This is a genomic window from Serratia sp. CoH_122_TC_1 (assembly GCF_058191755.1).
Map to the genome: position 1 here is coordinate 46,882 of NZ_JBXWLA010000016.1, position 14,721 is coordinate 61,602.

A 14,721-nucleotide genomic window follows, 5' to 3' on the forward strand; every position below is an offset into this window, starting at 1 on the left:
GGGTGTCAGGAGCGGGTAATGACGTTAAGAATTGAAGATAAACGGGCAGAAAAAGTGGCTGGTGTGCGGGTCGTTGGGCCTTACCCGGAAACTGTTCCCCAGGGCGTCAAACAGCTGGTGGCCTGGCAACGGCAACATGGGGTCCCGATAGGCAAATGGCTGGTGTTGTATTGGGACGATCCGTCGGTGGTCGCGCCTGAACAACTGCGGGCCGACGTGGTGTTTACCGTGCCGGATGACTTTGTGCTACCAACGCCGATTCATGACGGATTCGCACTGCAAACGCTGCCTGCCGGGTTATACGGGATCTATCACGTGCAGATCACCGATGGCGATTTTGGCAAAGCCTGGGCAGATTTCTATCAGCGAGAACTGCCGGCCAGTGGCTACAAGCCCACCGCAGGCGTGTGTTACGAGCATTACCTCAACGACTGTGAGGCCGATGGCTATTTTGACCTTGATATTTATCAGACGGTGCAGAAAATGTAGGGCCTAACCCCGGTGTACTGGGGTTAAATCAGGATGTCACCCACGTTTAACTGGGCGATGGTATTACAGAGCCAGGCCAGCGCAGGATCTCGCTTGGCCTGTCGGCCCGCGATCAAATCGATAGAAAATTCAGCCACTGCCAGTTCCGAGGGCAGTGGCAAGAAACAGACCTTTTCAGGATCGGAAAAGCGTCTGGCGACGCTGCACGCAAGGGTGGCGATCAGATCGCTGCCGGCGACGACCGCAGGCAACGCAATAATGTGAGAGAACGTCGCTGCAACCCGCCGCTCCAACCCCATGTCAGCCAACCGCCGGTCTATGATCCCACGTGCAGATCCGTCATCCGACGGCGCGTAAAGTGCGTGGGGTAAGGTGAGGTACTCTCGCAAGCCCCAGTGTCCGGCGGCCAACTGCGGGTGCTGTTGGTTGGCAATACAGACGAAGCTCTCGTTAAACAACGGTTGCACCAGCATGCCTTCCTCCGCGTTGAGATGCCCACCCAGGGCTACGTCTATTTCTCCGCGCTCAAGTTGCTGCACTATCGTGCGGCGATCCAGCCGCGAAACGCGAATATCAATGCCGGGGGCGTCCTGGCGCAGTCGGCTTATGATGAGCGGCAACAGCGTGATATCGGCATAGTCGCCGGCGGCTAACCTAAAGCGGCGCTGGTTTGCCGTGGCGGGATCGAAGTGGGTCGGCGGCGTCAACGCATGACGGATTTGTTCCAGTACGGGGCGTATTTGCGGCATCAACTGGTGGGCACGTGCGGTTGGCATCATGCTGCCGCCACTGCGGACGAATAGCGGGTCGCCAAACAGGGTCCGCAGCCGGGTCAGGGCATTGCTGACGGAAGGCTGGGCGCGGTTCAGCGTGCGGCCTGCCGCGGTGACATTACGCGTTTGGTACAACGCTTCAAACACCACCAGAAGATTGAGATCGACGCTTGATAAATTCATTTTATGAATACTCTATATACCAATAATCCATTTCCAGAATCATACCGCGTTGTTTAGGCTGAGAGCACGCTGATTCAATAACAACATAAGGTGTGATGATGGAGAGGGTATTGGTGACCGGCATTGAGCCGTTTGATGGGGATCTGATTAATCCGTCATGGCAGGTTGCACAGGCTTTGGCGGGGGAACGGATCGCCGGTGCTGAGGTGGTCGTCTGCCAATTGGCGTGCGTGTTGGGGCTGTCCAATCAGCAGTTGATGTCGGCTATCGACAGGGTGCGCCCAAAGGCGGTGATCTGTCTTGGGCTGGCCGGCGGACGAGCCGAAATATCCGTTGAACGGGTAGCCGTCAACCTGATCGACGCCCGTATTCCTGATAATGCCGGCAACCAACCCATAGATATACCCATAGTGGACGGCGGGCCGGTGGGCTATTTCTCCACGTTGCCGGTAAAAGCGATCGTGCATCATCTGCGCCAACGGGGGATTCCGGCTGGGGTGTCACAGACAGCGGGTACCTATAACTGTAATCAGCTCTTTTATGGTTTGAGTCACCACATCGCTCAGCAGAATCTGGCAATAAAAGGAGGGTTTATCCACATCCCTTATAGCCATGAGCTGGCGGTGAATCACCCCGGCAAACCGAGTATGGCATTAGCGACCATGATCGAGGCGGTGCGCAGTATTGTGCATACCACATTGACTGTCGGAGAGGACTTATCGATGACTGGCGGTGCAGTGCATTAAGGCAATATGAGGGCGCAGCCTAAGACTGCGCCCTGTCTGAGGTTAGTCCTCGCCTACGCGGATCACTAACTTGCCGAAGTTCTTGCCTTGTAACAGACCGATAAATGCCTGTGGTGCATTCTCAAGTCCGTCAACCAGGTCTTCGCGGAATTTGATTTTCCCTTGCTCAATCCACTCGCTCATTTGCCGCAGGAATTCGTCAAAACCTTCTGCAAAGTCATCAAAAATAATAAAACCTTGCATGCGGATGCGCTTACGCAAAATCAGCCCTTGCAACATCGGCAGGCGATCGGGCCCGGCAGGCAAGTTGGTTGCGTTATAGTGGGCGATAATGCCGCAGACAGGAATACGTGCCTGGGTGTTCAGCAGCGGAATCACGGCATCGAACACGGCGCCACCGACGTTCTCGTAATAAATATCGATGCCCTGTGGGCAAGCGGCGGCCAACTGTGCCGCAAAGTCAGGTGCCCGGTGATCGATACAGGCATCGAAGCCCAGCTCCTCCACGACATACCGACATTTCTCTTTACCGCCAGCGACGCCGACGACGCGGCACCCTTTCAGTTTTGCGACTTGCCCGACCACCGATCCTACGGCGCCGCTGGCCGCTGCGACCACCAGGGTTTCACCGGGTTTCGGTTGGCCAATCTCTGTCAACCCCATATAAGCCGTAAAGCCAGGCATGCCCAATACGCCTAGCAGACGTGTCGGGTGAGCTAGGTGGGGGCCAAGGTTGCGCAAGTCGCTGCCGTCGGACAGCGCGTAATCCTGCCAACCGTCATAGCCTAATACCCAGTCGCCGGGTTTGAAGTCGGGATGTTGTGACGTGACAACACGTGATACCGTGCCGCCGACCATGGCTTCACCGATCTGCACGGGGGGAGCATAAGAGGGGGCATCGCTCATGCGACCGCGCATATAGGGATCAAGTGACAGATAAACGGTGCGTAACAGTACCTGGCCCGCAGCGGGCTGCGGCGTGGGGACGGTTTCCAGACGGAAATTGTCAGCGGTAGGTTCACCGTGTGGGCGTGAGGCCAGCAAAAAACGGCGGTTTTGGTGCATAGACTGAGACATCAGAAGCTCCTTATGCGGACAGGGAACCTAAGTCTAGCCAATCATCATGAAGGGCGAATAGCCTAATGTGCTCAGCGTTAAAGAGGGATGATCAGTACGTCTATGTGGCTGGTATTGATAAAGCGCGCCGCAGAACAAGAGACTTTGTTCATCATGCTGTCACTGTGATTGCCGCATACCACCAGATCAAACGTCTGTTGTCGACTGGCGTAGCTCAGGCTGTCACCCAACTCGCCGTGTACGATTAACGTATCGGCAATCGGATAATCGGCCCGCAGGCGCAATTCCTCCATAAACAGCAGCGTTTCTTCCTCCATCAATGCACGCAAATCCCCCAGCATCGGCCCTGCGAAGTTATTGTAGATTTCTGGATTGGCGATCATGCTAAGCAGGGTGATTTTACCGTTGTAGGGCCGCACGATAGAGACGGCTTTTTCAACCAGGCGGTGGCTGTCTGCCGCCACCGCGACGGTAACCAAAACGTTTTGATATCCCATCTTCCACTCCTGTTTCCTGTTCTTAGGGCAAAGGGTAGAGCCTGGTGACGTTAATAAATGTGTTTTGTATCACGCGCGTCAATAAATCCCGGGTTATTGCCGTTATTTAGCAATAAAAGATAAAGGGCACGCGTGAGTAATTAAGGGCAATTATAGCACTTGCGCCCACAGCGTTTTTGGCACCTTACCCAAATCGAACAGTTTACCCGCAACCAACTCGGCGCGACGGTGATCCGCAGCACGATACATATTGCTGATTTCAATATCATTATCAATAGAATAGTTAAGCTTATCGTACACTTTTTCTACGCTGTCCAAGCTGGTGCATTTACGGAATGTCATCAGGTAATCCAGGGTATCAGTCATGATTAAAATATAGCCTGTTAATAGTTGTAGCCGGACGAAGAAACATCACCCTGTCATCATGACAGCAGCAAAAATGTGATGTGCGACCTGAAAAATTAATTTCAAATAAATAAATTGCAATACGGTAATAATTGGCTGTGCGCAGGCGATCCTGCCTCAGAATAATAATATGCCTGTGCGCTATCGGCAATGCCATCCTGCTGATCAAACTGCTAAATAAGGAAAGTCTCAGGCACATGAATCCGGATCGCAGGGCTGGATGGCGCTGCCAGCACCTACCGGCAACGGCGTTGGCTAAGGTTTTGAGGGCGACGACGCTGGTTTATGTGGGCACCGGAGCCTTGTCTTGCTCCGCTGGGTACATTCGGCTTGTCGGAAGATCCGCTCTTTCAGCAATGGCAGGTGACGAATAAATTTCCACAATGAATATGATACTCAACCCTACCTGGGGATGAGCGTATGCTCTGCTGTCCGTGATGTAAAATCCGTGAGGTATAATGAAACCAGTACATAAAATAAAACGAAACTATGTTTTATTTTATAAGGGCGGTGAATCAAGCAGGGCGGTTTTAATTGGAATGTCGGTATTTGATGAGATTTAACTATTTTTAAGCAGTAACGATAAATTATTAAAGTTTTAATTAACCCTGCCGATAAATCGTTTTGGGATACTTCAGTCAAAAATCTTCAAGAACCTGCCATTTTTACTCAGTTTGTCCAGAAACATATCGTTACGTCTGTTTTCTTGTTCGCAACGTAGGTGAGACCTTGTTAACCGAACGTGAGCATTCGTTGAAAATTAAAACAGCGAATACGGCAAAGTTTAAGTCAAATCCGAAACCTAATAACCTTATAGTTTACATGCGTTATTTTTCAATGCGGATAGTTTATTGTTTATTAAACGGTTATTTATACTGTCTTTATCGCCTACGAACAGATTTTTGTTCTGTTATTTTAGTTTGGTAATGCTTTTGTTCGAATTGATCTAAAAAAGATATTTTTTTGGCTTATATACATTGTTTTTAAGACGTTTTTTTACTTATGGTTGTTTTTTGAGCAAAAACAAGGTTAAAAAACGTACTGACTACGTGATATTTGGCTTAAATATTTTTTATTTTTGTGATCTAGATCACATTGTATTTAAAATTGCCGCTTACTTACATTGTGTGTGCTAATGGTTCGGGGGTAGAGTTGCGCTGCATTAGGAATAATCTTATTAATTTTGTAAAAATAGTTTCACGGTGGCTAAACACTGCTGAAGCAAAATGCTGTACATCCATACACGTTGGTTTACGCACGTATCAAATACTGAATGATGGTCCGAATTTAGTGATGTGGAAAAATTTATAACGACTGTTATTCAGAGATTCATTTGCCAACTTCGGGAACAAACCCAGGTCACGGGCGATAAAAATTATCACCCAGCGTATGTTTTTAAACATAGTCTGTCGGGATGGGGAATATGGGTACGTCTGAATTACTTAAGCATATTTATGACATCAACCTGTCATATTTACTTTTAGCACAGCGTCTGATTAATGATGAAAAAGCCTCGGCGATGTTCCGTCTGGGTATTGATGAAACTATGGCTGACGCGCTTGCTCAACTCACGTTACCGCAAATGGTCAAACTGGCTGAGACTAACCAGTTGGTCTGTCACTTCCGTTTTAACGATCACAATACGATTGAACGCCTGACGAAAGAGTCACGCGTGGACGATCTGCAGCAAATCCATACGGGCATTTTGCTATCAAGCCATTTACTGCAAGAACTATCGAGTAAAGACGGTAGTGTAACGAAGAAAAGAGCTTGATGATGGCAGAGAAAAGTATCGTTCAGGAAGCCAAGGACATTCAGCTTGCTATGGAGCTGATTACGCTGGGCGCCCGCTTGCAGATGCTGGAAAGTGAAACACAGCTCAGCCGCGGGCGTTTGATCAAGCTCTATAAAGAATTGCGCGGCAGCCCGCCGCCAAAAGGTATGTTGCCGTTCTCGACTGACTGGTTTATGACCTGGGAACAGAACATCCATTCATCGATGTTTTATAACGCTTATAGCTTCTTGATGAAGAGTGGGCACTGTACTGGCGTCGAGGCTGTGATTAAAGCCTACCGTCTTTACCTGGAACAGTGTCCTTATCAACCGGGTGAGGCGCCGTTGTTGGCACTGACCCGTGCCTGGACATTGGTACGTTTCGTCGACAGTGGCATGCTGCAGCTTTCCGCATGTAACTGCTGTGGCGGTACTTTTATTACTCACGCACACCAGCCGTTGAACAGTTTTGTTTGCAGTTTATGCCAACCCCCATCCCGCGCAGTAAAAAGACGTAAACTTTCGCCGCAACTGGCCGATATTATTCCTCAACTGCTGGACGAGCAGGTTAAACGCGCGATTTGAGCCGGCGACAGCGCCGGTTTATCCAGACCTATACCCTCAATGGTTCAGGTTGCAGTCAACACCACTGCAACCTGAAGATGACGGGCATAAACAGAGTTGTTAAACACCGGGTTCGGCAGAACGAACCCATAGGCGCAGCCCAGCCGGCTGCGCCGATACGGCTCAACAGCGCGCTTATCCCACCTTCCATCCACATTGTTAATTTAAGGAATGCGTGTGTTAGTTATTTTGGGTTATCTCGTGGTATTGGGTGCGGTCTTTGGGGGCTACCTGATTGTGGGGGGCCATCTGGGTGCACTTTATCAGCCGGCAGAGTTCTTGATCATCGGCGGTGCGGGCATCGGCGCTTTTATCGTGGGCAACAACGGTAAGGCGATAAAGTCTACCCTGCGCGCCATTCCCAAACTGATGCGTCGTTCGAAATACAGCAAAGATTTGTACATGGATCTGATGGCGCTGCTGTACCGGCTATTGGCCAAATCCCGCCAGCAGGGCATGTTGTCCCTCGAGTTTGATATTGATAATCCGCAGGAAAGTGAAATTTTCTCTAATTATCCGCGCATTCTTGCCGATAACACCCTCGTAGAGTTTATTACCGATTACTTACGGCTGATGGTGAGCGGCAACATGAATGCGTTTGAAATCGAAGCGTTGATGGACGAAGAGATCGAAACCTTTGAGCAGGAAAGCGAGGTGCCGGCAGGCAGCCTGGCGATGGTCGGCGACTCATTGCCGGCCTTTGGTATTGTCGCGGCGGTCATGGGGGTGGTGCACGCACTCGCTTCGGCCGATCGTCCGGCAGCGGAACTGGGCGCGTTGATCGCCAACGCGATGGTCGGGACCTTCCTCGGTATTTTGCTGGCTTACGGCTTCATCTCTCCGTTGGCGACGTTGCTGCGACAAAAAAGTGCCGAAAACGTGAAAATGATGCAATGCATCAAGGTCACGTTGTTGTCTAGCCTGAATGGTTACGCCCCGCAGATCGCGGTCGAATTCGGACGTAAAACGTTGTACACCACTGAACGCCCGTCCTTCGTTGAACTGGAAGAACATGTGCGTCGGGTGAAAGCGCCGGCACAGCAGGCGACGGAAGAAGAACAGGCATGAAGCAGAATCACCCGGTTGTTTTGGTCAGAAAGCGCAAGTCGCATCATGCCAGCCATCACGGCGGCTCATGGAAAATTGCCTATGCCGACTTTATGACGGCGATGATGGCATTTTTCCTGGTGATGTGGCTGCTGGCAATTGCCAGCCCGCAAGAGCTGACACAAATCGCCGAATACTTCCGCACACCGCTGAAAGTGGCGTTGACCGCGGGCGATAAGAGCAGTTCGGAAAGCAGCCCGATCCCTGGCGGTGGGGATGACCCTACCCAACAGGACGGGTTGGTGAAAAAGCAAATTGACACCTTGGAAAAGCGTGACGAAGAACTGCGACTGAACAAACTGCGTGAAAAGCTTGATGAGCTGATTGAATCCGATCCGCGCTTGAAGGCGCTGCGCCCGCATCTACTGATCAACATGATGGATGAAGGGCTACGCATTCAGATCATTGATAGCCAGAACCGCCCGATGTTCAAAACCGGCAGTGCGCAAGTGGAAAGCTACATGCGCGATATTCTGCGTGCCATTGCGCCTATCCTGAACGATTTGCCGAATAAAATCAGTTTGTCTGGCCATACCGATGACATTCCGTATGCCACGGGTGAACGGGGTTACAGCAACTGGGAATTGTCAGCCGATCGGGCCAATGCGTCACGGCGTGAGCTGATCGCCGGTGGGCTTTCGGAAGGCAAGGTGCTGCGCGTCGTGGGTATGGCCGCCACCATGAGCCTCAAGCAACACGGCGCAGACGATGCGATTAACCGCCGAATCACCGTGTTGGTGTTGAACAAGCAAACTCAGCAAGGCATCGAACACGAAAATGGCGAAAGCACGGCGATGGACATTGCCCAACCGGTCGAGCTGAAATCATTGGCGCCGTCGGCAACGGCCCCGGCAACCCTCATTGTTCCGGAAGCACCGGCGGCTCTCCCTTCACCAACTAACAGCGACTCACAGCAGAGGTGACCCCGTGAGCATGGATATTAGTGCGTTTTATCAGACTTTTTTTGATGAAGCAGACGAGTTGCTGGCCGACATGGAGCAACATCTGCTGGAGCTCGATCCCTTGGCTCCGGACATTGAGCCGCTGAATGCCATTTTCCGTGCGGCACATTCGATCAAGGGCGGCGCAGCCACCTTTGGTTTCTCGGTGCTGCAGGAAACGACTCACCTGTTGGAGAACTTGCTGGACGGTGCGCGGCGTCAGGAAATGAGCCTGAGTACCGAAATTATCAACCTGTTTCTGGAAACCAAAGACATTATGCAGGAGCAACTGGACGCCTACAAAACGTCGCAAAAGCCGGATGCCGACAGCTTTGAATATATTTGCCAGGCACTGCGGCAGCTTGCATTAGACGCACAGCAGCAGGATGCTCCCGCTGCACAACCTGTCACAGAACATGCCGTTGTTGCGCCTGAGGCGATCGAAGGCGGGATGCGCGTTTGCTTGTGCGGCCTGAAGCCGAATGAAGTCCCGCTGATGCTCGAAGAGCTGGGGAATCTGGGCGAGGTGAAGAACCCGCACCAAACAGACAACAGCCTGGAAGTCACGTTACTGACTTCCGCCAGTGAAGACGACATCAGTGCGGTGCTGTGTTTTGTGCTGGAACCGGAGCAAATCAGCTTCTCCACGCCGCCGCAGGCCGAACCGTCGCCCGTTGTCTCGCCGCAGCCGGAGCCTGTCGTCGCAGCAGCCCCGCCAGTGCCTGCCGCCAAACCGGCACCGGCGATGGCTGATGCGCCTAAATCGCGCGCCAAGGCCAGCGAATCGACCAGTATCCGCGTCGCGGTAGAAAAAGTGGATCAGTTGATCAACCTGGTGGGCGAACTGGTGATCACCCAGTCCATGCTGGCGCAGCGTTCTGGCAGCCTGGACCCGGTGAATCACGGCGATCTGCTGAACAGCATGAGCCAGTTGGAGCGCAATGCGCGCGATCTGCAAGAGTCGGTGATGTCGATCCGCATGATGCCGATGGAGTACGTGTTTAGCCGTTTCCCTCGCTTGGTTCGCGATCTGGCCAGCAAGCTGAACAAGCAGGTAGAGCTGCAATTGCAGGGCAGTTCTACCGAACTGGACAAAAGCCTGATCGAACGCATTATCGATCCGTTAACGCACCTGGTTCGCAACAGTTTGGATCACGGTATTGAAGACCCGGAAACGCGTGTTGCGGCGGGTAAGTCGGCAGTGGGTAATCTGATCCTGTCGGCAGAACATCAGGGCGGCAATATCTGCATTGAAGTCACTGATGACGGCGCGGGCCTGAATCGTGAGAAAATTCTCGCCAAAGCGGCATCGCAAGGTATTGCGGTCAGCGACAGCATGAGCGATGAAGACGTCGGTATGCTGATCTTCGCGCCAGGCTTCTCCACCGCCGAACAAGTGACTGACGTGTCCGGTCGTGGTGTCGGCATGGACGTGGTTAAGCGAAATATTCAGGAAATGGGTGGCCATGTAGAAATCCACTCTCAGGCAGGCAAGGGCACGGCTATCCGTATTTTGCTGCCGCTGACGCTGGCTATCCTCGATGGGATGTCGGTCAAGGTAAACAATGAAGTGTTCATTCTGCCTCTCAATGCCGTGATGGAATCACTGCAGCCACAGGCCGAAGATCTGCATCCGTTGGCCGGCGGAGAGCGGGTGTTGCAGGTACGTGGCGAATATCTGCCGTTGGTAGAACTCTTCCGGGTGTTTGAGGTTGAGGGCGCCAAAACCGACGCGACCCAAGGCATTGTCGTTATCCTGCAAAGCGCTGGCCGTCGCTATGCGCTGTTGGTGGATCAACTGATCGGCCAGCACCAGGTCGTGGTCAAGAATCTGGAAAGCAACTATCGCAAAGTGCCGGGGATTTCCGCCGCCACTATTCTCGGTGACGGCAGTGTGGCGTTGATCGTCGATGTCTCGGCGTTGCAAACGCTGAACCGCGAACAGCGTCAGACGGACGCAGCTGCATAATAATTAATCTATTGATTTAAAGGTGAATGACATGGCAGGACTGGCAACCGTCAGCAAACTGGCTGGCGAAACGGTAGGGCAAGAGTTCCTGATTTTTACCTTGGGCAATGAGGAATATGGCATTGATATCCTCAAGGTGCAGGAAATCCGCGGTTACGATCAGGTTACGCGTATTGCCAATACGCCGGCGTTTATCAAAGGCGTGACCAATTTGCGTGGCGTGATTGTGCCGATTATCGATCTGCGCGTGAAGTTTGCTCAGCAGGACGTGTCCTATGATGAAAACACCGTCGTGATCGTACTGAACTTTGGTCAGCGCGTGGTGGGTATTGTGGTTGACGGTGTGTCTGACGTGCTGTCGTTAACGACCGAACAGATCCGCCCAGCTCCTGAGTTCGCCGTTACGCTGGCTACCGAATACCTGACTGGCCTGGGCTCATTGGGCGATCGTATGCTGATTCTGGTGGATATCGAAAAGCTGCTGAGCAGCGAAGAGATGTCCTTGGTCGACAGCGTAGCGAAAAGCGCCTGACTCGCGGATGATTATACCCGTAGGGGCGCCGCATGCTGCGCCCTGAATTTCGACGCTCGATAATGGTTCCACATACAAACGTTGCATACCACGCTCTGAACCCTACCAAAAATAGTTACCTCCCCGCATAAAGTTATTCCCCGTCGCGCCGATAACTCTGTCAATCAACGTAATCAGGGCCTGTCCGCGCGGGCGTTCAACAAGGGAAAACATGTTTAATCGTATGAAGGTGGTCACCAGCCTGTTACTGGTGCTGGTGTTATTTGGCGCCTTGCAGCTGGTTTCAGGCGGGCTATTTTTCTCCTCACTGAAGAATGATAAAGAAAACTTCACCGTATTGCAGACCATTCGTCAGCAACAGTCAGAGCTGAACGAAAGTTGGGTCAACCTGCTGCAGGCCCGTAACACCCTGAACCGTGCCGGTATCCGCCACATGATGGATACCAATAACATTGGCAGCGGTGCCACCGTTGCCGAGTTACTGGCACGGGCCAAGAGTAACCTGGTCGTCGCGGAGCAACACTATGCCGCCTATGACAAAATTCCTCTCAATGCCCGCCAGGACGCGCAAGCAGCCGAAAAACTCAAGCAGCAATACGGCATTTTGCACGGCGCACTCACCGAACTGACCGTATTGCTGGGTGAGGGCAAGATCAACGCCTTCTTTGACCAGCCGACGCAAAGCTATCAGGACGCCTTTGAGGACATCTACAACACCTATCTGGCTCAGAACGACAAGCTTTACCAGAGCGCAGTGGAAGACAGCAATAACTCCTTCAGTTTCGCCATCTGGACATTGGTGGTTGTGCTGGCGGTCGTGTTGGCAGTCATTGTGCTGGTGTGGAGCGGTATTCACCACATTCTGGTACGCCCGCTGAACCGCATGATCGAACACATCAAGATGATCGCCGCCGGCGATTTGACCCAGCAGATCGCCGTGACCAGCCGCAATGAAATGGGCGTGTTGGCCGCCAGCCTCAAGCACATGCAAAGCGAACTGATCGAGACCGTCAGCGGTGTACGCCAGGGGGCCGACGCTATTTATAGTGGCGCATCCGAAATTGCCGCCGGCAACAACGATCTCTCTTCACGCACCGAACAGCAGGCCGCCTCACTGGAAGAAACCGCTGCCAGCATGGAGCAGTTGACCGCAACGGTGAAACAGAACGCCGAGAACGCCCGTCAGGCCAGCCAACTGGCATTGAGCGCGTCCGAAACCGCGCAGAAAGGTGGAAAAGTGGTCGCCAATGTGGTGCAGACCATGCATGACATCGCCGGTAGTTCGCAGAAAATCGCTGATATTACAGGCGTGATCGACGGCATTGCCTTCCAAACCAACATTCTGGCATTGAACGCCGCGGTAGAAGCGGCACGTGCCGGTGAGCAGGGCCGTGGTTTTGCGGTCGTGGCTGGCGAAGTGCGCAATCTGGCGCAGCGCAGCGCACAGGCGGCGAAGGAAATCAAAGGCCTGATTGAAGACTCTGTCAACCGTGTTGATATGGGATCGGTACTGGTGGAAAGCGCCGGTGAAACCATGGGCGACATCGTGAATGCGGTCACTCGTGTTACCGACATCATGGGTGAGATTGCATCGGCATCCGATGAACAAAGCCGTGGTATCGATCAGGTGGGCCAGGCCGTGGCTGAAATGGATCGCGTCACACAACAGAACGCCTCGTTGGTGGAAGAGTCCGCCTCGGCAGCCGCGGCACTGGAAGAACAGGCCAGCATGTTGACGCAGTCAGTGGCGGTATTCCGCCTTAAAGCGGCAGGCCAGGACGAGTTCAAAATGCCCGTCACGAGCAAGGCAGCAGTAGCACCGGTACTCAATCATAAAAAAATGAACGCCAGCGATCCGCAGGATAACTGGGAAACGTTCTAACCGGCATTTGGGCCTCCTTCCGTCTCTGGGGGAGGCCTATTCCCCGTCGTAAGCTGGCCATCGGCCGGCTGCAAGGAGGTTCACAGTGTTTAACCGAATCCGCGTCTCTACCAGTCTGTTTCTGTTGTTGATGACTTTTTGTGTTATGCAGTTGGCCACCAGCGGCTTGTCGTATACCGCTTTCCGTTCCGATAACCATAATCTGAACCTGATCACCCTCGGTAGCCAGCAGCGCGACGCCCTTAGCTTAAGCTGGGTGTCGTTACTGCAGGCACGCAACACGCTGAACCGCGCCGGTACCCGTTCAGCGCTCAAGTTGCCGCAAGATCAGGTGAATTCACTGATGGGCAATGCGCGCAGTTCGTTGCAGAAAGCAGACCTCTATTTTAACCAGTTCCTGGCGGTGCCGCGTAATAGCGAACAGGAACAACAACTGACAGAAACCACCAAGGCAAGCTATGACCGGCTGCGCAGCGCGCTGCGGGAGCTGATCACCTTCCTGGAGAACGATAATCTGCAGGCGTTTATGGATCAGCCGACGCAGAAAACCCAGGATCTGTTTGAAGCCGATTTTGTTCAGTATCTGCAGCTGGTGAACGCGAATGTCAGCGAAGCCAATGCGTCGAATCAACGCTCGTTCACCCTGTCCGGCTGGTTTGTGGCGGGTGCCGTGCTGATGTTGGTCGTGGTTACCGGCAGCGCCATGTGGTGGTTACGTAACATGCTGGTGCAGCCGCTGAATATTATGCGCAGCCATTTTGATCGCATTGCCGCCGGTGACTTGGCCACGCCGATCCAGGTGTATGGGCGTAATGAGATCAGCCAATTATTCGCCAGCCTGCAACGGATGCAACAATCGCTGATTGGCACTGTGGGTGCGGTGCGCGACGGTGCCGAGTCGATCCTGATTGGCTTGCAGGAAATCTCTGAGGGGAACAACGATCTTTCTTCACGCACTGAACAGCAAGCCGCTTCGCTGGAAGAAACCGCTGCCAGCATGGAGCAGCTGACCGCCACGGTGAAACAAAACGCCGATAACGCACGTCAGGCCTCACAGTTGGCACGGGATGCGTCAACGACCGCAGCCAAGGGCGGTGAACTGGCGGGCGATGTGGTGACCACGATGCATGACATTGCCAACAGTTCTCAGAAGATTGGCGCCATTACCAGCGTTATCGACGGCATTGCCTTCCAGACCAATATTCTGGCGTTGAATGCAGCGGTAGAGGCAGCACGTGCCGGTGAGCAGGGCCGTGGTTTTGCCGTGGTCGCCGGAGAAGTGCGCAACCTGGCGCAGCGTAGTGCACAGGCGGCGAAAGAAATTAAAGGCCTGATCGACGAGTCAGTCAGCCGTGTTAAGCAAGGCTCAGTACTGGTGGAAAATTCCGGTGCCACCATGCAGGACATCGTGCGTTCGGTCACCCGGGTTACCGACATCATGGGCGAGATCGCTTCCGCGTCAGACGAACAAAGCCGCGGCATCGAACAGGTGACTCAGGCGGTAACCCAGATGGATCAGGTAACTCAACAGAACGCCGCATTGGTGGAGGAAGCGGCTTCGGCGGCGACTGCACTGGAAGATCAGGCAATTACTCTGGCTGACGCAGTATCGGTGTTCCGCTTGGCGGACGATAACTTCGCTGCCCCTGTTAACGCGAAAGACGCCGTTTCACCCGTGGTAAAGGAAGCCTCAGATTGTCAAACCGCATAAGCAGCCCGTTTT

Annotated in this window: 14 protein-coding genes; 10 read left to right on the top strand and 4 right to left on the bottom strand. The window is 53.2% G+C overall.

The features are described from left to right. Positions 1 to 18: 18 nt before the first annotated feature. Positions 19 to 489, top strand: a complete 471-nt coding sequence (gene sbmC / locus AC2FC2_RS19570; protein WP_209635617.1) for a DNA gyrase inhibitor SbmC — start codon at positions 19 to 21, stop codon at positions 487 to 489. Between the two features lie 23 nt (positions 490 to 512). Here sbmC and AC2FC2_RS19575 read toward each other — a convergent pair whose 3' ends face one another. Next, positions 513 to 1,445: a LysR family transcriptional regulator gene (locus AC2FC2_RS19575; protein WP_209635615.1), complete on the bottom strand. Its 933-nt coding sequence runs from the start codon at positions 1,443 to 1,445 to the stop codon at positions 513 to 515. Positions 1,446 to 1,543: 98 nt separating this feature from the next. On the opposite strand from AC2FC2_RS19575, the gene pcp reads away from it, so the two are divergent. After that, positions 1,544 to 2,191 (top strand): pyroglutamyl-peptidase I, encoded by a 648-nt coding sequence (gene pcp / locus AC2FC2_RS19580; RefSeq protein ID WP_209635613.1) that lies wholly within the window; start codon positions 1,544 to 1,546, stop codon positions 2,189 to 2,191. A gap of 42 nt (positions 2,192 to 2,233) precedes the next feature. On the opposite strand, the gene AC2FC2_RS19585 is transcribed toward pcp, so the two are convergent. The 3 genes from AC2FC2_RS19585 to ydgT form a co-directional block, all read right to left on the bottom strand. Continuing rightward, positions 2,234 to 3,268: an NADPH-dependent curcumin/dihydrocurcumin reductase gene (locus tag AC2FC2_RS19585; protein ID WP_209635611.1), complete on the bottom strand. Its 1,035-nt coding sequence runs from the start codon at positions 3,266 to 3,268 to the stop codon at positions 2,234 to 2,236. 77 nt (positions 3,269 to 3,345) lie between these two features. Continuing rightward, complete coding sequence (uspC, locus tag AC2FC2_RS19590; RefSeq protein WP_209635609.1) at positions 3,346 to 3,765, bottom strand: universal stress protein UspC; 420 nt, start codon at positions 3,763 to 3,765, stop codon at positions 3,346 to 3,348. A gap of 150 nt (positions 3,766 to 3,915) precedes the next feature. Beyond that, on the bottom strand, positions 3,916 to 4,131 hold the full coding sequence (gene ydgT / locus AC2FC2_RS19595) for a transcription modulator YdgT (RefSeq protein WP_012145712.1): 216 nt from the start codon (positions 4,129 to 4,131) through the stop codon (positions 3,916 to 3,918). Positions 4,132 to 5,593: 1,462 nt separating this feature from the next. Between ydgT and flhD the strand changes: the two genes are divergently transcribed. From flhD to AC2FC2_RS19635, 8 genes are all read left to right on the top strand, one after another. Further along, positions 5,594 to 5,944 (top strand): flagellar transcriptional regulator FlhD, encoded by a 351-nt coding sequence (flhD, locus tag AC2FC2_RS19600; RefSeq protein WP_209635607.1) that lies wholly within the window; start codon positions 5,594 to 5,596, stop codon positions 5,942 to 5,944. Next, the gene (gene flhC / locus AC2FC2_RS19605; RefSeq protein ID WP_209635605.1) at positions 5,944 to 6,528 is read left to right on the top strand and encodes a flagellar transcriptional regulator FlhC; all 585 of its coding nucleotides are present in this window, start codon (positions 5,944 to 5,946) and stop codon (positions 6,526 to 6,528) included. Before flhD ends, flhC begins: the two co-directional genes overlap by 1 nt. Positions 6,529 to 6,744: 216 nt before the next feature. Continuing rightward, a complete protein-coding gene (motA, locus tag AC2FC2_RS19610; RefSeq protein WP_037418923.1) occupies positions 6,745 to 7,635 on the top strand; it encodes a flagellar motor stator protein MotA in 891 nt (296 codons plus the stop codon). Then, positions 7,632 to 8,597 carry a flagellar motor protein MotB gene (gene motB, locus AC2FC2_RS19615; RefSeq protein ID WP_209635603.1) on the top strand — a complete coding sequence of 322 codons (966 nt, stop codon included), beginning with the start codon at positions 7,632 to 7,634 and terminating at the stop codon, positions 8,595 to 8,597. The genes motA and motB overlap by 4 nt, the downstream gene beginning before the upstream one ends. Positions 8,598 to 8,601: 4 nt before the next feature. After that, on the top strand, positions 8,602 to 10,584 hold the full coding sequence (gene cheA, locus AC2FC2_RS19620; protein ID WP_490308134.1) for a chemotaxis protein CheA: 1,983 nt from the start codon (positions 8,602 to 8,604) through the stop codon (positions 10,582 to 10,584). Between the two features lie 31 nt (positions 10,585 to 10,615). After that, positions 10,616 to 11,116 (top strand): chemotaxis protein CheW, encoded by a 501-nt coding sequence (cheW, locus tag AC2FC2_RS19625; protein WP_012145706.1) that lies wholly within the window; start codon positions 10,616 to 10,618, stop codon positions 11,114 to 11,116. 211 nt (positions 11,117 to 11,327) lie between these two features. After that, the gene (locus AC2FC2_RS19630) at positions 11,328 to 12,998 is read left to right on the top strand and encodes a methyl-accepting chemotaxis protein (protein WP_209635599.1); all 1,671 of its coding nucleotides are present in this window, start codon (positions 11,328 to 11,330) and stop codon (positions 12,996 to 12,998) included. 85 nt (positions 12,999 to 13,083) lie between these two features. Further along, positions 13,084 to 14,709, top strand: coding sequence for a methyl-accepting chemotaxis protein (locus AC2FC2_RS19635; RefSeq protein WP_209635597.1), 1,626 nt, complete (start codon positions 13,084 to 13,086; stop codon positions 14,707 to 14,709). Positions 14,710 to 14,721 lie beyond the last annotated feature (12 nt).